This window comes from Komagataeibacter saccharivorans (assembly GCF_004348195.1).
In the GTDB taxonomy this organism is placed as follows: Bacteria; Pseudomonadota; Alphaproteobacteria; order Acetobacterales; family Acetobacteraceae; genus Komagataeibacter; species Komagataeibacter saccharivorans.
On sequence record NZ_CP036404.1, the window covers coordinates 1,880,186 to 1,902,915 of the forward strand.

Consider the following 22,730-nt stretch of genomic DNA (forward strand, 5'->3'; position numbering starts at 1 on the left):
TCATGTGGCGGGCGGCAGGATCTGGCAGCCACCGCCACCCAGTCGCTGACAGACCTGTTCGGCAGCAGCGTGCGACAGGCCGGTCAGCCTTGCACGATAGACATGACCGCGTTGCGATGCAACGCTGGCGACCTGCGTGCGCACCCCGCTGTAGGAAACCCTGGCCTTTGCCTGCCCCGCCGCATGTTCGGCCTGCCCGGCGGAACCGAAGGCGCCCACCTGCACCGCCCAGTCATGTCCACCCGCCATGCTGATGACCCCGGGATGCACCGCAGCCGATGTCATGGGGGTCACGCCGCTCTGTTCACGCGCGCTCCATGCCGCACGGACGGCGGCAGCTTCGGGCGACGGGGGCTCGGCTACCGTATCCTGCGGTGCGGCCGCCATCAGGGTGCGGGCGCGGTTTCGTCCGCCACGGCTGTTCTGCGCCGCCTGCGCGCGGGCCAGTGCGCGCGCTTCCACCAGCAGGTCCGCCTGCGAGCGGTTGAGCGGCGTGCTGCCCGCGATCTTCGGTCCGATGGAGGCTACGTAATCGCGGGTTTCCTTGGGCAGGGTGTGGTAGCGGTCCAGAAAATCATCCAGCCGTCCCGGCCCGCTGTTATAGGCGGCAAGAAAGCCGGGGGAGCCGTAAATGTCGTACATCTCGCGGATGTAGGCGGTGCCTGCCACGATGTTGTCATGGGGTTCATAGGCATCGGGGCCGAGGCTGTAGCGCGCGCGCATCTCGTCATAAGTGGGCGGCATGAGCTGCATGAGCCCCATCGCACCGGGCAGCGAGGTCACGAACTGCCCGTTACGGTAAAGCTGGCCACCAGATTCGCGCTGCATGACCTGCCTGATCCAGACGGCGGGCACGTCGAAGCGCTGCGACGCCTCGGTAATATACGGTCCCCATGGATCGTCCGGCGGGCCGGGCGGGGTATAGCTGGTATGGGCGCGGGCGCGATAGGTATCGGCTTCGTCCATCATCTGCGCTTCGGTCATGGGGCGTGGCCCCTGCGCGCAGGCGGCCAGAAAACCCGCGAATGCCAGCGCCAGCCACCGCACGGCCCCGCGCGTAGTGGTGGACCGGGCGACCGGGGCCGCCTGCCCACATTCGTCAGATGCCGGTTCCACTACTGCCTGCGCTGTTGCCATGTCCTGCCGTTATCCCGCTCATGCCCATGTTCCCATGGTGGACATGCCAGCATGGCCCCATCCGACGGGAGGGCCGCACCATAACAGCGCGGCTCCGGCTTGCGCAATCCTGATGCGCAGGCTGCGTACATGCCATTTCCCGCCCGGAATTAAAGGAAGTTATTCCTCGGTGCAGGTCGCGGGGTCGGGACCGGTGCGGTGGCTGGGGCTGTCCAGTGCCGCAAGGTCACGCATGTCCTCATCCGTCAGCTTGAAGCTGAATGTCTGCAGGTTGGCGCGCATGCGTTCGGGATGCGCACTTTTGGGAATGGGCACTGAGCCGGTCTGTACTATCCAGCGCAGCATGACCTGTGCGGGGGTCTTGCCATGACGTTCCGCTACGCGGTTGAGGACCGGATTCTCCATCACCGCGCCCCGGCCCAGCGGACTCCACGCCTCGGTCAGGATGCCGTGCTTGCGGTGCATGGCGCGCAGGCCCGACTGCGCGAAATCGACGTGCATCTCGATCTGGTTGACGGCGGGCACCACGCCGGTTTCGTCAATCAGGCGCTGGATGTGTTCGGGCAGGAAGTTAGACACCCCGATGGAGCGTACATGGCCATCCTTCTGCAACTGGATCATTGCCTTCCAGCTTTCCACATACAGGTCCTTGGCCGGAAGCGGCCAGTGGATGAGGTAGAGGTCGACATAACTCATCTTCAGCCGTTCAAGGCTGCGTTCGAACGCGCGCAGGGTGCTGTCGAAGCCATGGTCGGCCCCGCGCAGCTTGGTGGTGACGAAAATATCCTCACGCCCGACATCGAAACTGAGCAGCCCCGTACCCACCCCGCTTTCATTGCCGTAACGCGCCGCGGTATCGAACAGCCTGTACCCCGCCGCCAGCGCTTCACGCACCGCTGCTTCAGCCTGCGGGTTATCCAGTGGATAGGTGCCGAAACCGATCGCGGGAATCCTGTATCCGTCATTGAGGGTAAGCAGGGGAATCGTGGTCATGGTCATTCCTTCGCCAGACGCTCCCGGCAGCAACTGACCCCGCGCGGGCGGCGGGGCGGCGATCTGGCCGGGGCAGGACGTGTCGCCTATGGTCAGGGTAACGATGCCCGGCCCCGTTTGGTTTATGCCCAGTTTTCATTACTGGGCTGCATATGGTTCATTGTCCCCGCTCAGAAAGGACAGACATGACCGATACCCCCACCCCGCCTGCCGCCGATCTTCACCACACGATCCTGACGATCGATACGCATATCGACATCCCGTGGCCCGACCGGAACGATTTCGCCACTGGCGCGCCGTCGCGCCGGGTGGACCTGCCGCGCATGCGCGCCGGTGGGCTGGGGGCGGCGTGCCTTGTGGCCTATGTGGGACAGGGCGCGTGCGATGCGGCGGGTCATGCCGCGGCGTCGGACCGGGCGCTGGCCATGCTGCGCGTAATCGCGGACACCGGCCAGATACCGGGCGTGCGGGTATGCGATACGGTCGAGGGCGTACGCGCCGCCCATGCGGCGGGTGACATCGTCATTATTCCCGCCGTCGAAAACGGCTACACCATCGGCGAGGACCTGTCCCTGATCGCCGCGTTCCGCAAACTGGGCGCGCGTTACATGACGCTGACCCATAACGGGCATAACCGTCTGGCCGATTCGGCCCGGCCGATGCAGCACCTGCAGGACCCCGAAAGCATCCATGGCGGCCTGTCGGCGCTGGGCCGCGACGCGGTGGCGGAAATGAACCGCCTTGGCATGCTGGTCGATGTTTCCCACACCGCGCGCAGCACGATGATGCAGGCCGTCGAACTGTCACGCGCGCCGGTATTCGCCAGCCATTCCTGCGTGCGCGCCCTGTGCGATCATCCGCGCAACCTTGATGATACGCAGCTTGACGCGCTGAAGGCGTGTGGCGGGGTGATCCACATTACCGCCATGGACGCTTTCCTGCGCCCGCGCGACGTGCGCGACACGCGGGCCGTGACCGTGGCGGATTTCGTGGACCATATCGATTACGCCGTGCAGCGAATCGGTATCGAACATGTCGGCATCTCGTCCGATTTCGATGGCGGCGGCGGAATACGCAGCTGGGCCAATGCCGCTGAATCCGGCAACCTGACCGCCGAACTGCTGCGGCGCGGCTATGATCGCGACCAGATCGCGGCGCTGTGGGGAGAGAATTTCCTGCGCATCATGAAGCAGGCGGAAGAGGTGGCGGACACGATCGCGTGACCGTCATATCCCGCCCGCTCTGGATCACGCGCGCCCAACGGGCTATATCCTGTGCCGTACTGACCGAATATGGAACAAGAAATGACCACCAGCACTGACTACAAGGTCAAGGATCTCTCGCTTGCCGAGTGGGGACGCAAGGAAATCTCGATCGCGGAAGGCGAAATGCCCGGCCTCATGGCGCTCCGTGAGGAATATGGCGCGTCCCAGCCGCTGAAGGGCGCGCGGATCGCGGGCTGCCTGCACATGACGATCCAGACCGCCGTCCTGATCGAGACCCTGACGGCGCTGGGGGCCACGGTCCGCTGGTCGTCATGCAACATCTTCTCGACGCAGGATCAGGCCGCGGCCGCCATCGCAGCCACGGGCGTGCCCGTTTTCGCATGGAAGGGCCTGACGGAAGACGAATTCAACTGGTGCATCGAGCAGACCGTCCGCGGTCCCGATGGCTGGACGCCGAACATGATCCTGGATGATGGCGGCGACCTGACCGTCCTCATGCACGACAAGTATCCCGAACTGCTCAAGGACGTGCGCGGCCTGTCGGAAGAGACGACAACGGGCGTCCATCGCCTGTGGGAGATGGAAAAGAAGGGCACGCTCAAGGTTCCCGCCATCAACGTCAATGACAGCGTGACCAAGTCCAAGTTCGACAACCTGTATGGCTGCCGCGAAAGCCTGGTGGACGCCATCCGCCGTGGCACGGACGTGATGATGGCCGGCAAGGTTGCCGTCGTTGCCGGTTATGGCGATGTGGGCAAGGGTTCCGCCGCGTCCCTGCGCAACGCGGGCTGCCGCGTGCTGGTGACCGAAGTGGACCCCATCTGTGCGCTGCAGGCCGCAATGGAAGGCTACGAGGTCGTGACGATGGAAGAAGCCGCCCCGCGTGGCGACATCTTCGTAACCGCCACGGGCAATGTGGACATCATCACGCTCGACCACATGCGCGAGATGAAGCACCGCGCCATCGTGTGCAACATCGGTCACTTCGATTCCGAAATCCAGATCGGCGCCCTGCGCAACTTCACGTGGGACAACATCAAGCCGCAGGTGGATGAGGTCGTCTTCCCCGATGGCAAGCGCCTGATCGTGCTGTCCGAAGGCCGTCTGGTGAACCTGGGCAACGCGACGGGCCACCCGTCCTTCGTGATGTCCGCGTCCTTCACCAACCAGACGCTGGCGCAGATCGAACTGTGGACGGCACCGGCGGGCAAATACGAAAACAAGGTCTACACCCTGCCCAAGGTACTGGACGAAAAGGTTGCCGCACTCCATCTGGCGAAGGTGGGTGCCCACCTGTCCCGGATGACCAAGGAACAGGCAGCCTACATTGACGTGCCCGTAAACGGCCCGTTCAAGAACGACTTGTACCGTTACTAAGCACCGCCAGAGTCCCTGATATACGCTTGACCGGTCCGGCACCCGCCGGGCCGGACCCTGCGATGGAGAGAGAATATGAGCATCTTCGGTTCAATCATGTCCAAGATCTTCGAATATACGGGACTCAGCCACGCTGATGCCGCGACACCGGCGGCAGCCCCCGCTGCTGCCCCGGCCGCCGCTGCGGCTCCGGCTGCTTCCGCCGCCCCGGCCCAGCCGGTGGACGTGGATGCGGTTCTGGCCGCCATGGCCGCCAGGAACCCCGAAAAGCTGAACTGGCAGACATCCATTGTCGACCTGATGAAGCTGCTCGGGCTGGACAGTTCCCTTGCCGCGCGCAAGGAACTGGCGTCGGAACTGCACTACACCGGCGACACCAGTGATTCCGCGTCCATGAACATCTGGCTGCATGCCCAGGTGATGCAGAAACTGGCGCAGAATGGCGGTAAGGTCTCCCCCGACCTGATGAAATGACGCCAGGCGGGACGGGCGCGCGTGGCAGCCAGCCATCGCGCGCCCGTTTTGCATACCGGCCCCACCAAGCGACACGACAGCCGCCACGATACGCGGCATGACGGAAGGATACGCGATGGAGACCGTGCCCGATTTTCCCATGACGGACAGCGCAACCCTGTCGTCGGGCATGTCATCAGCCTCTTCCGTGTCCAACGGTCTGGTCTGGGCCATTGCCTGCCGCGCAGGCCAGAAGCCTGAACGCCTGACCGATGAACAGATCGCCCGCGCGCTTGAAGGCGGCGACCCCGCCACACCGGGGACATGGGTCTGGCTGCATTACGATATCGTCCATACATCCACCCGTGCCCACATACAGGCCATACCCTGCCTGCCCGAAGAAGTGCGTCTGGCGCTTGGCAGCACGGACCGGGGTACGAATGTGGAAGCCGAGGGCGACATCGTATATGGCGCGCTGCCCGGCTTTGACGATGCCATGTCGGAAGATGACAAGAACCTTTCCGCATGGCGTTTCGCGGTCCTGCCGACCCTGCTCATCACCACCCGCCGACAGCCGGTGCCGGCGCTGGGGGTGGTCTATCGCACGCTCCAGCGCATCGAATCCTTTGATTCCCCTGCGGAAGTGGTCGATTATACGCTGCTGGAGTTCGCGGATACCGTCCGCCGCAACATCGCCATGCTCGATGACCAGCTGGACCGCGCGGAAGACCTGCTGCTGACACTGGACCAGCACACGGATTTCGGTCGCATAAGCGGGCTGATCGGTCGGGTCCGTCGCCGTTCGACCGAACTGCGGCGCGTGATTTCGCCCGTGGACCGCATTTTCCATAACGAGGATCTGGAACTGCCCGAATGGGCGGAAGATGACATACGCGACCGGTCGCAACGCCAGATCCACGCGGCGCTTGATGACCTTCTGGCGCTACAGGACCGCGCGCGCTCGCTACAGGACGAACTGGCATCGGGACAGGCGGAAGAAACCAACCGCCGCCTTTATACCGTGTCGATCGTGACCACCCTCATGCTGCCCGCCACATTCGTCACCGGCTTTTTCGGCATGAATACAGGGGGCATGTTCCTGGCATCCGGCGCGATGGGCACGGTGGAGGCCGGTGGGATCTGCTTCCTGTTCATGATGATTACGTGGCTGCTGCTCAAGGTCATGAAACTGCTCTAGGCAGGCAACAGACGAGCTGCCTGAAAGACCGGCCTGCATGCCAGATCAGGGCGCAGCGCCCTTCATGTCGACGATAGCAGGCCCCTGCCCGGCATGATGTCATGAAGGGCATAAGCGCCGTATGGGGCTGTAGCAGCAGGCCATGATTACGGGATGGCCGCGATGCCGAATGCTGCGCCCCGCAGGCGGAAGAACCCTTAATGGATTGAATTGAGGCCCAAACGCAAAAAACGGCCCCGAAAGGCCGTCTTTTAATCCGCTGATCTTCCGTAGAAGATCTGGAGCGGGCGATGGGATTCGAACCCACGACCCCAACCTTGGCAAGGTTGTGCTCTACCCCTGAGCTACGCCCGCGCTCCGCGTCGGTGAGGCGGTTTCTAAGCCAATGCCGCAGGGTGCGCAAGGGGGTAAAATGCTTTTTTCGAAGTTTTTTTCATCGGGGCAGAAGGCGGTTGCGGGTACGGCCCGGAATGCCAATCTATTACGCAGCGATATGAATCAGTCCCCATGGGTATCCGGGCCACAGCACCCACCCCATGGTGGCCGCACACCGACAGGATACAGAACCAGATGGACTACATTATCGGCCAGACACCCCGGCCTGCCAGTTCCGGTCCCGCAGCCGCCAGCCCCGCTGGCGCACCGGATCCGGTCATGGACGGCACGCAGAACACCTTCATGCGCGATGTGGTGGAAGCCAGTCGTAACCTGCCGGTGCTGGTCGATTTCTGGGCGACATGGTGCAAGCCGTGCAAACAGCTTACGCCTGTTCTGGAAAAGGTGGTGCGCGCCGCAGGCGGACGCGTGCGGCTGGTGAAGGTGGATGTGGACGCCAATCAGGCGCTGGTGCAGCAGCTTGGGCAGATCGGGCTGCCGGTGCAGTCCGTGCCGCTGGTCGCGGCTTTCTGGCAGGGACAGATACTGGACCTGTTTCAGGGCGCCAAACCGGAAAGCGAAGTGCGCCGCTTCATCGAAAACGTGCTGAAGGCAGGCGGCGGCGCCCTGCCTGCCGCCGACCTGATCGATGCGGCCCGTGCCGCGATGGACGAAGGCCGGGCGGAAGCCGCTGCCGGGCTGTTTTCGCAGGTTCTGGAAATCGAGCCCGAGAACCCCGCCGCATGGGGTGGCCTTGCCCGCGCGCTGATTGAAATGGGCGATGAGGAAGGGGCAGAGACGGCGCTTCAGGATGCGCCCGCGTCCATCGCCAGCCATGCCGAGATCACGGGTGCTAGGGCTGCGCTGGAACTCAAGCGCGAAGGCCGCAAGGCCGCCGAGGAAGCGGAGGAGATCCGCGCCCGTCTGGCAGCCAACCCCAGGGATTACGCAGCCCGCTTTGAACTGGCCGCCGCCCTGAACGCGGCAGGCAAGCGCGCGCAGGCCGCCGATGAACTGCTGACCATCATGAAGGCGGACCGGACGTGGAATGACGACGCGGCCCGCCTGCAACTGATCCGCCTGTTCGAGGCATGGGGCCAGACGGACCCCGACACCATCGCCGCGCGGCGGCGCATGTCCTCGCTGCTGTTTTCGTGACGCGGCATGACAACAGGGGAAGTGTCATCATCCATGATGACATTCCCCGTCACATTCCGCAGCTTGGCGACATCACGCTGGCGGATTTCCCGGCGGAACTGGGGCTGTTCCCGCTTGATGAAGCGCTGCTGCTGCCGCAGGGCCGCCTGCCGCTGAACGTGTTCGAACCCCGCTATGTCGCATTGGTTGAAGACGCGCTGGCCAGCAACCGCCTGATCGGCATGATCCAGCCCCGCCCGCTGGAAGGGATGGGGGATACCGGTCCCGGTGACGATACCGTCACCGATCCCGGCATGGATGATGGCTACAGCGATACCCCGCCCCTGTATGGAATCGGATGCGTGGGGCGGATCACCGCCATGACCGAACGGGTGGATGGCACCTACGCCATTACGCTGACCGGCATCGCGCGTTTTCGCCTGCTGCGCGAGACGGCGCTGCGCCGGGGCTACCGGGCGGGACGGATCGACGTATCCTCCTTCGTATCGGACCTGACGGATAGCGGGGATGACATTCCCTTTGACCGGGAAGGGCTGCTGAACGCGCTTCATGATTTCTGTGAGGCACAGGGCGTGAGCACGCATTGGGAAGCCCTGCGCCAGATGGATGATGCCGCCCTGCTGGTCACGCTGCCCATGATCTGCCCCTTCGGCACGGCGCCCCGGCAGATGATGCTGGAAGCGCCCACCCCGGCCGCGCGCGCGCAGATCCTGCGCAATCTGCTGGACGGGGCTGGACACGAACCCGATGAGGGTGCATCCCCCTCGTAACTGATGTCGCATGTAATACTGCAACCTGCACGGGATATGCCGCCATGACTGAAAAGCCACCCGCACCGCCACTTGATCCCCGGCTGCTGTCCGTCCTTGTCTGCCCCGTGACCAAGGGGCCGCTGGTCTATGACCGCGAGGCTGGCGAACTGATCAGCAAGCGCGCCGGACTGGCCTTTCCGGTCCGCGATGGCATTCCCATCATGCTGCCCGACGAAGCCCGCCGACTGGACGCCTGAACCACAGCCCTGCCGCCCGTGTCTCCAGTCAGGGACACGGAACCGGCAGTCAGTTTCATGGTTTTACGCCGCCGGGGGCACCGGCATACCGTCGATCAGACGCACGCCATCCAGCCATGCCGCCGCCAGCAGGCGCGCGGACATGCCCGGTGGAAGGGCAGTCAGGGGCTGCAGGTCGGCCTCGGCGCGCAGTTCGACATATTCCACGCGTTCAAATCCTGCCGCCGTCAGGTCCTGCGCGACTTTCGCCAGTGCGGGGACGACCTCCGCGCCGCCCGCGATTGCCCGTGCACAGGCTTCAAGCGCACGCGGCAGGGCCACCGCCGCCTGCCGCATGGACGCGCCCAGCCGGCGATTGCGCGATGACAGGGCCAGCCCGTCCGCTTCGCGCAGGGTGGGGCAGGATATGATCTCGACGGGCAGGTCAAGGTCGGTCACCATGCGACGGATGACCTGCACCTGCTGGAAATCCTTCTCCCCGAAAAAGGCGCGATCGGCCAGCGTCTGCAGCAGCAGCTTGCACACAACCGTCGCCACACCATCGAAATGGCCGGGACGCATGCCGCCGCACAATCCCTCCGACACGCCGGATACGGTTATGCGCGTGGCGAAGCCGGGCGGGTACATCTGCGCTGCCGTCGGGGCGTACAGCACGTCCACGCCCGCATCGGACAGAAGGCGCGAATCCGCCTCAAGCGTGCGGGGATAGGTTGCGAGATCATCGGCATTGTCGAACTGGATCGGATTGACAAACACCGTCACGATCACGCGGTCCGCCTGCTGCCGCGCGGCATGGACAAGGGACAGGTGACCCGCATGCAGCGCACCCATTGTCGGGACCACCGCCACACGTTCCCCTGCCTGTTTCCATGCCCTGACCCGCGCGCGCAATGTGGCCACGGTGCTGAGGGTTTCCATCGGCTGCATTCACCCGGTTCCTTATCCACATCCCGCAACATGCGGGTGCATGGCGGGCGTGTGCTGCTTAACACCATTGTCCCCCCCCATGTGAAGGGCGTGGTGAAGGGATGGCTTTTCTGCTATGTCCACCCTTGCGTCATGCAGGAGGTTTTTTTGGCCCGTTTTCTTCCCGTTCTTGCTCTCTGCGGCATTGTGCTGTCACTGGCGGCATGCGCCAGCAATACGCCGGGATCGGTCAGGGACCGTTCGACATGGGCACGCTGGGGCTATGCCGAAGGGGTGAAGAACGCCGCCTCCCACTAACGCGGCCCTCTTCTTTGCCTGCCGCACGTTACATGACTGCCCTGCCTTACCTTCAGCTACGGGATGCCGGTTCTGCCGGCTGCTTGACTGTATGACCGATACTTCCGAACCCGCATGGTTCCCCATCGCGCTGCGGCTGGACGATGTCCGGGTGCTGGTGGTGGGCGGCGGCATGATCGCGGCGAACAAGGTCCGGCTTCTGCTGGCCCACCGGGCGAAGGTGGATGTCATCGCCACCCGTCTGGACGAAGAAATGCGGCGGTGGGGGGAAGACGGCACGATCACCCATATCGCCACCACCGCCGATGAAGGCGCCCTGCGCGCTGCCCTGCCGGGCTGCCGGCTGGTCTATGCCGCAACCGACGACCGCGAAACCAACCGCGCCGTGGCCGCCATCGCGCGTGAGATGAACATTCCCGTCTGCGCGGTGGACGACCCGCAGCCTTCCACCTTCATCACCCCGGCCCAGATCCATCGCGGCCTTGTCCGCATCGCCATATCGACCGGCGGCGCGGCCCCGGTACTGGCCCGCCGCCTGCGCGAGCAGGTCGAAAGCTCCATACCCGAAGGCACGGGCGAACTGGCCATCTTCATGCAGCAGCAGCGCGAATATGTGGGACAGGCCTGCCCCGACATTTCACGCCGCAGGCGGGTATGGGAAACCTTCCTCGACGGTGCGGGCGCGCAGGCCGCCCGGCAGAACGAGACAGCCCGCGCGCGCGCCATACTGGATGACATCATCGCCGGCACCACCACGCGCGGTGAGGTCTGGCTGGTTGGCGCGGGGCCGGGGGACCCGGACCTTCTGACGCTGCGCGCGCTGCACATGATGCAGAACGCCGATTCCGTGCTGTATGACCAGTTACTCTCCCCCGCCCTGCTGGACCGGGTACGGCGGGATGCGGAACTGGTGTTCGTGGGCAAGCGCCGCAACCGGCACACCATGCCGCAGGAAGAAATCAACGCCGAGCTGGTACGCCGCGCGCAGGCGGGCCAGCGCGTGCTGCGGCTGAAGGGTGGCGACCCGTTCGTGTTCGGGCGGGGGGGCGAGGAAATCGAGGCCCTGCTGGAATCCGCCATACCGTTTCAGGTCGTGCCCGGCATTACCGCCGCCAATGGCTGCGCGGCCTATGCCGGTATCCCGCTGACCCACCGCGACTGCGCGCAGGCGTGCATGTTCGTGACCGGCCATGCCCGTGCCGACGGGACGCTGCACCTGCCATGGGACAGCATGGCCCGACCGGGACAGACCGTGGTGATCTACATGGGTGTATCCGCCCTGCCCGCGCTGTGCGCCAGACTTGAGGAACATGGATTGCCCGCCGACTGGCCCGCCGCCATTGTCGAACGCGGCACAAGGGCGGACCAGCGTGTGCTGACCGGCACCCTCGCCAGCCTGCCCCGGCAGGCCGCAAGCGCAGGCGTTGGCAGTCCGGCGCTGATAATCGTGGGGGAAGTCGTCCGGCACCGGGTCATTTCTCCCGCCTGACCGCATGGCGCCACGGTGCTGCCGTACACGATTTGTTATGAATTTACGGCAACTTTCATTGTATTGAGCGCAATGAGCCACTGAACGGTCAGGGAGGCCATGCCAGACTTACCGGCAGGAAACGCACGCAGCGCACATGCTGTCGCCCGCGCGTTCTTACCATGGATAGATCGCCTTCCCCCCGGCTGGATGGGTTTCAGCCTGCGCACATGGTGTTCGCTTGTCCTCGGGCTGGCGACCGCTTTCTGGGTCCAGATCGACAACCCGCTTCTGGTCGGCGTTACGGTCATGATCCTGGCCCAGCCATTGCGGGGACAGGCCCTGTCCAAGGCGTTTTACCGGCTGCTGGGTACCGTGGTGGGCATGGGTGTGTCCATCGTGCTTGTGGCGGTGTGGAATGAACAGCGTGGGCCATTCCTTGGCGGGGTCGCGCTGTGGCTTGCCGCCTGCGCGTTTGTCGGCTCGCTGGAACGCGACTTCCGTTCCTATGGCGCGCTGCTGTCGGGCTATACCGTCGCCCTTGTGGCGGTAAACTGCATCGACACGCCCCAGAATGTTTTCAACGTTGCCGTCTCCCGGGCTTCAGCCATTTCCATCGGGGTGTTCGCGGTGGCGGTGGTCAATATCCTCTCCGGCTCGCCCGAAGCATGGCGTGGCCTTGCGGACGGGCTTGAAAAACTGACCCAGCCCATCAGTGCCACGGCACGCGCCGCCCTGCTGCATCTGTATGACCGGGGGGCACAGGCGGATGTGAAGCTGGGGTCACGCATTCTCGCCCTGACCACGCGCCTGTCCTATGCCCGCACGGAACTGGAACGGGGGGGCGCACGTGCCAACGGGGCGCGTCTGGCCATGGTGTCGATGCTCAACGTACTGGACTGCGCGCGCGGACTGGGGCGGCAGGCCGGTCGCGCCAACATCGACCCCGTGATTGACGACGCCATTGCCCGGACTGCCCGGCAACGGGAACTGCGCGGCGATCAGGTGGCTTTCACCGTCCATATCCTCAATACCATCCGCGCGGATCTGCCCGGTCATGTGCCCAATGCGGACGAAGCCTTCGCCATCGAACGCGCGGCGCGCATGCTGGCCGCACGCATCAATTCCCATGTGGGCCAAGCCATGCTGGCGGGCACAAAGAAGGTGGATGCCCATTGCGGAACCATCCCGATCGCCACCCAGCCCAATTACGGACTGGCGCTGATCGGCGCGCTGCGGGTGCTGATCGGCTTTTCGTTCGCGGCGGGTGTATGCGTGATAACCGGCCTGCCGGGGGCGACCGTCGCGCTGGCCCAGACCGCGCTGACGCTGACACTGGCGGCGACCAATGTGGATACGGCCCGTTTTGGCATGGGGGCCGTAATCGGCATACCGTGCAGCGTGCTGGCCGCGGCCGTACTGAACTTTATTGTCCTGCTACATGGGGCGGACATGCCGTTTCTGGCGCTGAGCCTGCTGCCGCAGACATTTATTGCGTGCCTGCTGCTGATGCGGCCTGCAACGGCTGCGATCGGGTTCAATTACGGTGTCTTCTTCTTCGCCATACTGGGGCTGGACAATCACCAGAGCTACAACCCCACCGAATTCCTCAACCGCAACATCTTCTACCTGCTGGCGGCACTGCTGGCCTTCATCATTCTTGTCCTGCTGTTTCCCCCTTCCCCGCGCAGGCAGCGGTTCTGGATGGCCGCGACCATCGTGCGTGCGCTGGAGCGCCAGATGAAGGGCCATGGCGAAGTACAGGGTCCCGCCCATCTGACCCGCAGTTTTGACCGGCTGGCGCAGATGCAGTTCTGGACCGAGCGGCTGCCCGCCACCGGCAGCAGCCGCAACCAGATCGAAAGCTTTACCGCCCTTGCGGAGCTGGACATGGCCCTTGCACGCGCCCGCGCCTATGCAAGGCAGGCACGCGACATTGCAGCACTGCGTCCCGCCGCCGAAATGGCGGAACGCGAACTGGTGGTACACACCCCGATGGCCATGAACGAGCAGATACACAGGGCGCTGGATGCCGTTCCCGCCCCTGCGGTGGACCAGCCGTTACCGACACAGGTTGCGGCCATAAACCTGCTGGCCGGGCTGAACGCCGCGCTGCGTGCATGGCAGGTCGCCCTGCCCCGCCTGCGCCATTACGGCATCGTCAACATGAAGAAGGGGCTGTGATGCGGCAGGTTGTCGATGTGGAAGGCGTGCTGGTTTCGGCCTTCGTCATGAATCTGGGGCTGGCGCTGTGCACGCTGCTGGTGCTGCGTGGCCTGCTGTCATGGCTCAACCTGTGGCGGTTCATATGGAACCCGCCACTGGCGCAATTCGGGCTGCTGATCTGCCTTGTCGGCCTGTATACACTGATCCTGTGAAAGAATACTGACGTGTTCGCTTATGCAAACCGCCTTGTGCGTCTGGCCATTACCCTTGTCATCCTGCTTGTAGCAGTCATCGTGGCCGTGGTGCTGTGGGATTACTACACGGCCTCTCCCTGGACCCGTAACGGGCAGGTACGTGCGCAGGTTGCCAATATCGCACCGCGCGTTTCGGGACAGATCAATGAAGTGCGCGTGCATGACAACCAGTTCGTCCATACGGGCGACATCCTGTATGTCATCGACCCGTTCGATTTCCGGGTGAAAGTGGATATCGCCACGGCTGCGGTGAACGAACGCAGGGCGGATCTGGAATTCAAGACATCGCAATATGAACGCCGGCAGAGCATTTCCGGCGTGGCCGTATCGGGTGAGGAAAAACAGCAGTTCGAGGCCGTGGCCCAGCAGGCGGAAGCGCAGTATGCCGCTGCACTGGCGGACCTGCGGCAGGCCCGCATCAACCTTGAACGCACCGAAGTACGCAGCTCGATCAACGGTTACGTCACCAACCTGACCATGCGCGCGGGCGATTACGCCAATGCGGGACAGGTGAACGTGCAGGTGATCGATGCCGATTCCTACTGGGTGGACGGGTATTTCGAAGAAACGAAAATCCACGCCATCAAAACCGGCGATCCGGTCCGGCTTGATCTCATGGGGTTCCATGAACCCCTGTTCGGTCATGTGGAAAGCATTACGCGTGGCATCGCCAGCAACAATGCCGCCACGTCCACGCAGGGACTGCCAGCGGTAGACCCGATCTATACTTGGGTGCGGCTGGCGCAGCGTATTCCCGTGCGCGTGCATATCGACCGTGTGCCGCCCGATCTGGTGCTGGCTGCGGGCATGACCACGACCGTTACCGTGGTGTCGGCAGCGGGTAACCGCCGCCACATGTCCATCCGCGATGCGCTGCGCCATGTGGGCGATGACATCCAGCATCTGGTCGGTCACCGCTAGACAGTGCGTCACATCCGTTATCCACAGATTCAGGGGACGAATATCCGGGCAACCCTGTGGACAGACCCATCAGCAAACGGGGATAACGTGGGTGTTCACAACGACTCGTGAAAGAAAGGGCTGAATTCGCGCCGCATCGGCCCGCCTGTATTTTCATGGCGGGGCTGCCGGGTCAGATGCCCGGCGGGATCGTGTAGGGATCAGGCTGCGGGGTCGCAGCAGGCGCGCCCATGCGGTGGGCGCGGTAAAGCAGCCCATGGCCCAGTTTTTCAATCAGCACGCCACGACGCTGCAGGCGGTCACTGGCAATGGCGTAACCCATCTCACGCACGATCTGACCCCGCAGCACCTGCAACCAGCCACGCAGGGCAAGTTTCATCCGTGTCATGTCCCGCACGTTTCCTTCTCTCCACCAAGTCAGTCATCTTCCTCATGGCAGATAAGATTTAAATGCATGACTTTCAAGACCAGTCAGCGGGCTTAAAGGGTTATTTTTACGGAATTCATGTCATGACATGAAATCCATACCCGCCCACACGCACCGGGCAGGGTCCATTCCTGACAGGAATGGCCCGTACCAATCCTGCCATGGGGGATTCCTTGCGCTACCTGTTTATTCTACTTGTTCTTGTCGGCGGTTATTGTGTTCCGGCTTCTGCCCAGACCCCGGCGGCGCAGGTCATCAGCACATTGTTTTCCGACAAGCTGACCATGATGGATCTGGGCCTGATCCGTGCCGAACGCGCCATGCAGCACGAAATTGATACCCTGCCCGACAGCTATGACAGCGACATGGCGCCGGTGGCCGATTTCGATCCCCGGCGCAACAGCATCCTTGTTGGCATCTGGTACGAAAACCACGACAGCTTTACCCGCGACCAGTGCGACAGGCTGCTTGATACCGTCCATAAATCCTTCGGAAACCAGCCGACCACCATCATCGCGTCGTGGTTCCGCCATCATGGCTATACATCGCTGCGCGATGCTGGACAGTTCTATACCGGGCTGCGCAACATCATCTGGCTGGTGGTGACCGATGGGGAACGCGCGTGCTCCTATTCCATGGCCACCGGACAGCGGACCGTAACCGGGTTCTGAGCGTTCCGGTAAAGCTGTTTTCAGTCAGTCTTTCCGCCCTCGTCCCGCCCGCTCCAGAAACTGCGCTGCAGTTCCGCCGCCTCGGATTCCAGCAGGGGGCCAATGACATCCACCATACGCTGGCCCGCTGCGAATACGGTACGGCACGGCAGGTCCAGCGTCGGGTTTTCCGGATGATTGCCGGTCATTTCCTTCAGGTTATGCTCGCTCTGTCCAAACACCACCCGACCGATGCCGGTCCAGTACACCGCCCCCGCACACATCGCACATGGCTCGGCCGATGTATACATCGTGCATGACGCCAGTGCCGCCGGTGGAAATTTCCTGGAAGCCCGCGTGGCCAGCAGCCGTTCGGCGTGCGCGGTCATGTCACCGCCTTCTGCCGTGTAGCCATTACCCTGTTCCAGCACCACTTCGCCCTGCGCATCGACCAGAATGCAGCCGAAGGGATGATCGCCTGCCTGCCGCGACCGTTCGGCCACGGCAAAAGCCTGCCGCAGGAAATGTTCATGATCGAGATCGGGCAGACGCGCGGTATCAGTCATTGCTTATCCGTAAAAAATATCTGTTGCCGTTGCGGCGTCCCACTATGGCTTTTCAAAAGCCTGGCGCAATCCCTGATCCCACGCGAAGGGGTTACAAATGCGGGCCGCACGACCGAAGAATGATCGCCCCCCTACCGCCGCCATCCCACCATACCGTCCGGATATACCGCTCCATACCGGGCACAACAGTTACGTTTCTGGCATGAACAGGCACGGATGGCATGATGCCTGATGTGTCGTGCCACTGGTGCTTGCCCTGACCCGGCAGAGGACCGGAGCTTTATGGCTTACATAGTGAACGAGCGGGACCACGTGGTAGAGCAATCCAGATTTTCTGTTTCTGAACGTCGGAGCTTTCCGTTCAATAGACGAACAGGTTGAAGCACGGTCGGACAAGCCACCTGTACACGCCAATATTCATCCGTAGAAAGAGTACTGACACAATTCTCTGAAACGAGCCATGCTACGGCGCGAGGGACCGCTTCCGCGCGATAACAGGGCATCCGAAACAGGCTGCCCCACCATACGCAGGCCGATCTGTGGACTTCTTTCATACAGGGCAGCACCCTGCATCTAAGCCTGTCGGGGATGGGCCATGGCCATTGTGACCGTTTCCATCTCGTCATCCAGATATCCCAGAATATCCGCACCGTCGTAGGCGCCATCGAAACGGATGGCCGCCAGTTCCGCGCGGATGGCGGCCAGACGGGCAAGCCGCTGTTCAAGCTGCGCTACGTAGCGGGCAACCCAGGCGGGTTCATCCGCCTCGAATCGGGCATCGATGGCAGCGGGACTACAACCATCGGGCAGACACGGATCGGGCATGACTGCCTCCTTCATTTGTATGAAAAAAATATACAAATTAGAGGCAGGCACGGAAAAATTCCGCCACGTGCAATTATTTTCTTGCTGCATGTGTGGTTTTTAGACACAAATTAAGTATGAAAAATACGCACATCCTTGCAGCAGCCGAAACTCCTGCCCGTCGCACCCGTCCACCCCGTGTGAACTGGCGCACACTTGCCCCTTCCGTTGAAAATCTTCGCACACAGGGTTATTCCACCCGCGAAACCGCACGCAAGCTGGGCCTGAACGTCAAAACGCTGGAGGCCCATCTGCGCCGCCATCGCCTGCGCCACGCCATCCCGCTGGACAGACCCGATCAGGTCCGGCGCAACTGCCTGAACTGCGACAGCGCCTTTGTCGCCGATGGCCGCTTCCTGCGCCTGTGTCCCGAATGCCGGACAATGTTCGGTTAACCCGCTTCACATTTCCGTGCATCCGCAACCGGACCGCCAGTTTCAGACTTTCCAACCCATCAAGGTCAGCCCTCCGGACATGGATACACACATGCCTCTTCTCTCCCCGACTACCGCTTCAGGCATCGATACCGACGACAACCGCATCCAGATCCGTCTGGCCCTGCATCATCAGAATGAAACCGCCAGAACGGATAGCCGCGACACCGCGCGCCCCGTTACGCGCAGCGTGCGTTCCTTTGCCATGATGGCCCTTGCCCTTGTGCTGGCCAGTCAGGGCCTGACCGCGTGCAAGCGCCATCCCGAAACGGTCGGGGAAAAAGTGGACCACTTCGGGGACAAGGTGCAGGACACGTTCGACCCGCCCAAGGGACCGGCAGAAAAAGCGGGACGTTCGATTGACCGTACCCTGCACAACGACTGAACCGAACACCGGGCTCAGGGCGTGACACCACGCCCGATCGCGGCAAAGGACAGGTTCATGACCGGATAGTCCTGCCAGTCCGCGTAATCGAAATGCCACCATTCTTCCGCCAGCGGCACAAAGCCGGACGCGCACATGATACGCGCCAGCAGATCACGCGCGGCCCGCGCTTCGGCGCAACCGCCAGCGTAGCTGGTATGGGCGCGCGGCGTCATTTCATCAAATCCGGATGGCATGGCAACAGCCCTGCCATCGGACAGGTTCCACAGGGTCAGATCAACCGCGCAGCCACGGTTATGCCGTGACCCGGTAGCGGGATCGCCCACAAAATCATACAGCGTTTCGGGCACGGCCTGACGGAACAGGTAGCTTACATGCCACGGGCGGTAGGCATCATAAACCAGCAGGCCGTATCCATGTTGCGCGGCAAGGCTGCGGGCATGTGACAACGCCATGGCCGCCGGTCGCTGCAGGAAGGCCCGCGCTTCGGGATAGACCGGAAAACCCAGAAAATTCCCTGCCGTGGCGTAGCGGATATCCAGCCGGACCGCTGAATCAATCCGCGTGATTTCCACCATGTCGGCAGGTTTGCGCGCGACCGGAAAGGTGGGCATCCGCGCCGTCGCCGCGCGTTCCAGCAATATGTCGGGGGCCAGTTGCAACGGCGCCCGGAATGTATCGTCCCCTGCCCCCGTCATGACCGGGCGCGGCCTTTCAGCCCGCGTCCGTGCCACGACAGGCTGATGCCCGACGTGCCGGGTTTATGATGGCGGGGTGTAGGACTGCACATCTTCGACCGTGTGGCCGAGCAGGATCTTGCCATTATCGGTGGACTGCACCCACGACTGGGGAACGGTAAACGTACTTTCCGCCGGTCCATCGACCGTGATCTGGATCGTCGCATCGGAATTGACAGCCGTAAGGGTACCCATCCGGCCTGAACCTGACGCTATTACGTCCTGACCCACCATGGCCTGCGTTACATCTGTCATCATTTCCCTTTCGCTGTCACGCACGGGGCCGTTCCATATCGTGCCCCATGTTTTTCCGGCCTGCGCCTGCCCTGATCGCGCGGAACAGGGCGCCCGGATGGCCGCCCCAGCGTAACGCGTGGCAGGGACGGAAGTTGTATCCGCCTCAGTTCACGCCAAACTGTTTGCGTTGCGACATGACCTGATTCAACTGCGCATTGTAGCGGTTGTAGGTTCCCTTGGGCACGCAACCCATTTCTTCCAGATCCTCGAGCTTGATGCTGTCATTCAGCCAGGAATTGACATCATTGAACGCAATTTTCGTGGGTACGTCGCGGCCACTGAACACGACCGGATCATCCTGCCCCTGCACGTAGCCGAATTTCCTGAACACGCCATCGGGCGGCGGATTGTGCTGTGCCATTTCGCCACACACCACGGATGCCCCATCCATGGCGTGAACCGCGACATTACGGAACGTGGCCGTGTGCGGGTCCGGCAGCGTGGCCGCCGCGTGGCGTTCGGCCTCCGCTATGATGGTGGCGTTCCCCCCGCCCTGCGCCGCCGCATGGGCCTGCACCACAGGCTGGCCCACGGAATACAGGCATAGGGATGCCCCCAGTATGATGAACCTGTTCATGCTTCTGCCTGATCCCATCATTTAGACTGTTACAACCCGATCTTTCTGATGCGCTGCCCGTCTCCATCGGTCAAGCAGGGGGACGTTGACCATGGCTAAATCAAATACATAACGTTCGATAATTCCAGTGGCCTGTTCGGGCAGCGCGAATTCATCTAACACCGTTCGTAATGGTGCCGTAACGCAGGCGCCGCTGACGACCCATTGCACAAAGGCCCGCTTTCATGCCGCAGCGCCCCACAACCGTCCCGGTTCCATCCGCCCCGCAGGATCAGGCCAATTTCGTGCGTGTCCGTGGCGCGCGTGAACACAACCTGAAGGATGTGGACGTGGCCATGCCGCGTGACCGGCTGGTGGTGTTCACGGGGGTTTCGGGGTCGGGCAAGTCATCACTGGCGTTCGGCACGCTGTATGCCGAGGCACAGCGCCGGTATCTGGACTCCGTCTCCCCCTACGCAAGGCGGCTGTTCCGGCAGATGCCGGTGCCCGATGTCACCGCGATCGAGGGCCTGCCCCCCGCCATCGCCCTGCAACAGCAGCGCGGGACAGGGACGGGACGCTCGTCCGTAGGAAGCATCACCACGCTGTCCAACCTGCTGCGCATGCTCTATTCGCGCGCGGGCCGTTACCCGGCGGGCATGAAGCGGCTGGAAGCGGAATCCTTTTCCACCAACACCCCTGCCGGTGCCTGTCCCCAATGCCATGGACAGGGCCGCATCATGGATACCACCACCGGGCTGCTGGTGCCCGATGACAGTCTTTCCATCCGTCAGCGCGCCGTCGCCGCGTGGCCCACCGCGTGGCAGGGCCAGAACCTGCGCGATATCCTGATTACAAAAGGGGTGGATGTGGACTGCCCCTGGCGCGACCTGCCACAGGCAACGCGCGACTGGATCCTGTATACGGACGAAACCCCGACCTATCCCGTCTATCCGGGGCTGGACCATGCGGAGATACAGCGCGCCATCCGCCATGATATCCCGCCATCGTATAACGGCACCTTCACCGGCGCGCGGCGCTATGTGCTGCATACCTTCGCCACATCACAAAGCGCCAGCATGCGCAGGAGGGCCGAAAGCTTCCTGACCGCGACACCATGCCCCACCTGCCATGGCCAGCGTCTTAATCCCGACGCCCTGCGCGTGACGCTGGCGGGGATGAATATTGCGCAGATGACCGGCCAGACCCTGTCCACCATCGCGCGCACGCTTGCCCCACTGGCCGAAGGTGCGGCAACGCTGGACGATACCCCGCAGGCTGGGGACGCCACGGCCATCGCCGCACACCGCATGGCGGCAGACCTGATCGGGCGCATCGCGGTGCTGGAACATCTGGGGCTGGGATACCTGCAGGCCGACCGTTCCGTCACGACGCTTTCGCCGGGGGAATACCAGCGCCTGCGGCTGGGCACCCAGATCCGCTCCAGCCTGTTCGGGGTGGTCTATGTGCTTGATGAACCATCCAGCGGGTTGCATCCCGCCGATGCCCATAACCTGCTTGATGCGCTGGAAGGGCTGAAAGCGGCAGGAAATTCGCTGTTTATCGTTGAACATAACCTCTACCTGATCCGCCGGGCGGACTGGATTGTCGATGTCGGCCCCGATGCGGGCACGCGCGGCGGTGAAGTGCTGTATAGCGGGCCGCCGGAGGGCCTGCGTGATGTCCCCCTCTCCCGCACCGCCCCGTATCTTTTTGCCAGTGACGCCCCCATCGCGGGCACGCCACGCACACCCACACGCTGGCTGAAACTGGCGGGGGTGACATGGAACAACCTGCATGATCTGGGCATCGATATCCCGCTGGGCTGTTTCGTAACCGTGACCGGCCTGTCGGGTTCGGGCAAGTCCAGTCTGGTCAGTCAGGCGCTTCCCATCCTTGTCGCCAGCGCGCTTGGCCAGAAACTGGCTGCGGACACGGATGGGGACGATATCGCGGACCGCCCCGTCGGCACACCGCAGGGGCATGTGGTCGGGGGGACAGGGCCACTGAAACGGCTGGTCATGATCGACCAGAAACCGATTGGCCGCACACCACGCTCCAACCTTGCGACCTATACCGGCCTGTTCGATACGATCCGGCAGATGTACGCGGCCACCGATCTGGCCAAGTCGCGTCGATACGATGCTGGCCGCTTTTCCTTCAACCTGCCGAAAGGGCGCTGTCCCACATGCGAAGGGGCCGGATCGGTCATGGTGGAACTGCTGTTCCTGCCCAGTGTCTATTCACCCTGCCCCACCTGCCACGGCACGCGCTACCAGCCGGAAGTGCTGGAAGTCACGATACGGGGCAGATCCATTGCCGATGTGCTGGACATGACCGTGGATGAAGCCGCCACATTCTTCGCGCAGACCCCTGCCCTGTCGGCGGCACTTGGAACATTGCAGCAGGGCGGGCTTGGTTATCTCAAACTGGGGCAGCCCGCGACCGAACTGTCTGGCGGTGAGGCCCAGCGCATCAAGCTTGCCACCGAACTGCAGAAACAGCGCCGGGGACATACCCTGTATATCCTTGATGAACCGACCACCGGCCTGCACCCCGCCGATGTGGACCGGCTGCAGGTTCACCTGCAATCGCTGGTCGATGCAGGGCATAGCGTGGTGGTAGCCGAACATGACATGCGCGTCGCAGCACGGGGAGACTGGATAATCGACATGGGACCGGGCGCGGGCGATGCGGGGGGGCGAATTGTCGCCGCGGGCACGCCGCAGGCAGTCGCGCATGACCCGGCCAGCCAGACTGCCCCCTTCCTGCTACCGCTGACGGGCTGAAGGCGTGTCGGGAGACAGCGTTTTCTAACGCCTTCAGTCTTTGCCCGAATGCTCAAGACCCGGGGG

At 63.1% G+C, this 22,730-nt stretch carries 25 protein-coding genes and 1 tRNA gene; 16 read left to right on the top strand and 10 right to left on the bottom strand.

All coding sequences use genetic code 11. From position 1 onward, the window contains the following. Both KSAC_RS08525 and KSAC_RS08530 read right to left on the bottom strand, forming a co-directional pair. On the bottom strand, window positions 1-1,137 hold the full coding sequence (locus tag KSAC_RS08525) for a lytic transglycosylase domain-containing protein (RefSeq protein WP_132305100.1): 1,137 nt from the start codon (window positions 1,135-1,137) through the stop codon (window positions 1-3). A 159-nt stretch (window positions 1,138-1,296) separates the two neighbouring features. Beyond that, the gene (locus KSAC_RS08530; RefSeq protein ID WP_371207704.1) at window positions 1,297-2,130 is read right to left on the bottom strand and encodes an aldo/keto reductase; all 834 of its coding nucleotides are present in this window, start codon (window positions 2,128-2,130) and stop codon (window positions 1,297-1,299) included. A gap of 185 nt (window positions 2,131-2,315) precedes the next feature. Between KSAC_RS08530 and KSAC_RS08535 the strand changes: the two genes are divergently transcribed. From KSAC_RS08535 to KSAC_RS08550, 4 genes are all read left to right on the top strand, one after another. Continuing rightward, window positions 2,316-3,353, top strand: coding sequence for a dipeptidase (locus tag KSAC_RS08535; protein ID WP_132305102.1), 1,038 nt, complete (start codon window positions 2,316-2,318; stop codon window positions 3,351-3,353). An 81-nt stretch (window positions 3,354-3,434) separates the two neighbouring features. Then, the gene (gene ahcY, locus KSAC_RS08540; protein ID WP_110547323.1) at window positions 3,435-4,733 is read left to right on the top strand and encodes an adenosylhomocysteinase; all 1,299 of its coding nucleotides are present in this window, start codon (window positions 3,435-3,437) and stop codon (window positions 4,731-4,733) included. A gap of 75 nt (window positions 4,734-4,808) precedes the next feature. Then, the gene (locus KSAC_RS08545; protein ID WP_102325390.1) at window positions 4,809-5,207 is read left to right on the top strand and encodes a DUF3597 domain-containing protein; all 399 of its coding nucleotides are present in this window, start codon (window positions 4,809-4,811) and stop codon (window positions 5,205-5,207) included. A gap of 97 nt (window positions 5,208-5,304) precedes the next feature. Further along, entirely contained in the window at window positions 5,305-6,384 is a 1,080-nt protein-coding gene (locus KSAC_RS08550) for a transporter (protein WP_102325389.1), read from the top strand. Window positions 6,385-6,663: 279 nt separating this feature from the next. On the opposite strand, the gene KSAC_RS08555 is transcribed toward KSAC_RS08550, so the two are convergent. After that, window positions 6,664-6,738: transfer RNA gene (locus tag KSAC_RS08555), tRNA-Gly, on the bottom strand. 216 nt (window positions 6,739-6,954) lie between these two features. Between KSAC_RS08555 and KSAC_RS08560 the strand changes: the two genes are divergently transcribed. From KSAC_RS08560 to KSAC_RS08570, 3 genes are read left to right on the top strand one after another with little or no spacing between them, the layout of a single operon-like run. Then, window positions 6,955-7,917, top strand: a complete 963-nt coding sequence (locus tag KSAC_RS08560; RefSeq protein ID WP_118962729.1) for a tetratricopeptide repeat protein — start codon at window positions 6,955-6,957, stop codon at window positions 7,915-7,917. After that, on the top strand, window positions 7,914-8,687 hold the full coding sequence (locus KSAC_RS08565) for an LON peptidase substrate-binding domain-containing protein (RefSeq protein WP_132305104.1): 774 nt from the start codon (window positions 7,914-7,916) through the stop codon (window positions 8,685-8,687). Before KSAC_RS08560 ends, KSAC_RS08565 begins: the two co-directional genes overlap by 4 nt. Before the next feature lie 44 nt (window positions 8,688-8,731). Next, window positions 8,732-8,926 (top strand): Trm112 family protein, encoded by a 195-nt coding sequence (locus KSAC_RS08570; RefSeq protein ID WP_102325386.1) that lies wholly within the window; start codon window positions 8,732-8,734, stop codon window positions 8,924-8,926. 63 nt (window positions 8,927-8,989) lie between these two features. Here KSAC_RS08570 and panC read toward each other — a convergent pair whose 3' ends face one another. Continuing rightward, window positions 8,990-9,844, bottom strand: coding sequence for a pantoate--beta-alanine ligase (panC, locus tag KSAC_RS08575; protein WP_132306186.1), 855 nt, complete (start codon window positions 9,842-9,844; stop codon window positions 8,990-8,992). Window positions 9,845-10,000: 156 nt separating this feature from the next. On the opposite strand from panC, the gene KSAC_RS17270 reads away from it, so the two are divergent. The 5 genes from KSAC_RS17270 (at window position 10,001) to KSAC_RS08595 (ending at window position 14,959) form a co-directional block, all read left to right on the top strand. Continuing rightward, complete coding sequence (locus tag KSAC_RS17270) at window positions 10,001-10,150, top strand: hypothetical protein (RefSeq protein ID WP_162900424.1); 150 nt, start codon at window positions 10,001-10,003, stop codon at window positions 10,148-10,150. Window positions 10,151-10,241: 91 nt separating this feature from the next. Then, window positions 10,242-11,639 (top strand): siroheme synthase CysG, encoded by a 1,398-nt coding sequence (gene cysG, locus KSAC_RS08580; RefSeq protein WP_132305106.1) that lies wholly within the window; start codon window positions 10,242-10,244, stop codon window positions 11,637-11,639. 189 nt (window positions 11,640-11,828) lie between these two features. Beyond that, entirely contained in the window at window positions 11,829-13,802 is a 1,974-nt protein-coding gene (locus KSAC_RS08585; protein WP_243705155.1) for an FUSC family protein, read from the top strand. Further along, window positions 13,802-13,996 (top strand): DUF1656 domain-containing protein, encoded by a 195-nt coding sequence (locus tag KSAC_RS08590; protein WP_102325382.1) that lies wholly within the window; start codon window positions 13,802-13,804, stop codon window positions 13,994-13,996. Before KSAC_RS08585 ends, KSAC_RS08590 begins: the two co-directional genes overlap by 1 nt. Window positions 13,997-14,008: 12 nt before the next feature. After that, window positions 14,009-14,959 (top strand): efflux RND transporter periplasmic adaptor subunit, encoded by a 951-nt coding sequence (locus tag KSAC_RS08595; protein WP_110547282.1) that lies wholly within the window; start codon window positions 14,009-14,011, stop codon window positions 14,957-14,959. 172 nt (window positions 14,960-15,131) lie between these two features. Here KSAC_RS08595 and KSAC_RS08600 read toward each other — a convergent pair whose 3' ends face one another. Next, window positions 15,132-15,347: a hypothetical protein gene (locus tag KSAC_RS08600; RefSeq protein ID WP_102325380.1), complete on the bottom strand. Its 216-nt coding sequence runs from the start codon at window positions 15,345-15,347 to the stop codon at window positions 15,132-15,134. Window positions 15,348-15,526: 179 nt separating this feature from the next. On the opposite strand from KSAC_RS08600, the gene KSAC_RS08605 reads away from it, so the two are divergent. Continuing rightward, window positions 15,527-16,057: a hypothetical protein gene (locus KSAC_RS08605; RefSeq protein ID WP_243705156.1), complete on the top strand. Its 531-nt coding sequence runs from the start codon at window positions 15,527-15,529 to the stop codon at window positions 16,055-16,057. Window positions 16,058-16,077: 20 nt separating this feature from the next. Here KSAC_RS08605 and KSAC_RS08610 read toward each other — a convergent pair whose 3' ends face one another. Both KSAC_RS08610 and KSAC_RS08615 read right to left on the bottom strand, forming a co-directional pair. Further along, the gene (locus KSAC_RS08610; protein WP_132305110.1) at window positions 16,078-16,602 is read right to left on the bottom strand and encodes a nucleoside deaminase; all 525 of its coding nucleotides are present in this window, start codon (window positions 16,600-16,602) and stop codon (window positions 16,078-16,080) included. Window positions 16,603-17,175: 573 nt separating this feature from the next. Next, window positions 17,176-17,427 carry a hypothetical protein gene (locus KSAC_RS08615; RefSeq protein ID WP_102325378.1) on the bottom strand — a complete coding sequence of 84 codons (252 nt, stop codon included), beginning with the start codon at window positions 17,425-17,427 and terminating at the stop codon, window positions 17,176-17,178. A gap of 116 nt (window positions 17,428-17,543) precedes the next feature. On the opposite strand from KSAC_RS08615, the gene KSAC_RS08620 reads away from it, so the two are divergent. Both KSAC_RS08620 and KSAC_RS17520 read left to right on the top strand, forming a co-directional pair. Beyond that, a complete protein-coding gene (locus KSAC_RS08620; protein ID WP_132305112.1) occupies window positions 17,544-17,861 on the top strand; it encodes a helix-turn-helix domain-containing protein in 318 nt (105 codons plus the stop codon). Window positions 17,862-17,952: 91 nt separating this feature from the next. After that, window positions 17,953-18,285: a hypothetical protein gene (locus tag KSAC_RS17520; protein WP_243705157.1), complete on the top strand. Its 333-nt coding sequence runs from the start codon at window positions 17,953-17,955 to the stop codon at window positions 18,283-18,285. 14 nt (window positions 18,286-18,299) lie between these two features. Here KSAC_RS17520 and KSAC_RS08630 read toward each other — a convergent pair whose 3' ends face one another. From KSAC_RS08630 to KSAC_RS08640, 3 genes are all read right to left on the bottom strand, one after another. Next, window positions 18,300-18,983: a M15 family metallopeptidase gene (locus tag KSAC_RS08630; RefSeq protein ID WP_132305114.1), complete on the bottom strand. Its 684-nt coding sequence runs from the start codon at window positions 18,981-18,983 to the stop codon at window positions 18,300-18,302. A gap of 63 nt (window positions 18,984-19,046) precedes the next feature. After that, window positions 19,047-19,280, bottom strand: coding sequence for a DUF2171 domain-containing protein (locus tag KSAC_RS08635; protein ID WP_243705158.1), 234 nt, complete (start codon window positions 19,278-19,280; stop codon window positions 19,047-19,049). A 142-nt stretch (window positions 19,281-19,422) separates the two neighbouring features. Then, window positions 19,423-19,896 (bottom strand): hypothetical protein, encoded by a 474-nt coding sequence (locus tag KSAC_RS08640; RefSeq protein ID WP_243705159.1) that lies wholly within the window; start codon window positions 19,894-19,896, stop codon window positions 19,423-19,425. Between the two features lie 224 nt (window positions 19,897-20,120). Between KSAC_RS08640 and KSAC_RS08645 the strand changes: the two genes are divergently transcribed. Next, window positions 20,121-22,664, top strand: a complete 2,544-nt coding sequence (locus KSAC_RS08645) for an excinuclease ABC subunit UvrA (protein WP_132305116.1) — start codon at window positions 20,121-20,123, stop codon at window positions 22,662-22,664. Window positions 22,665-22,730: the final 66 nt, after the last annotated feature.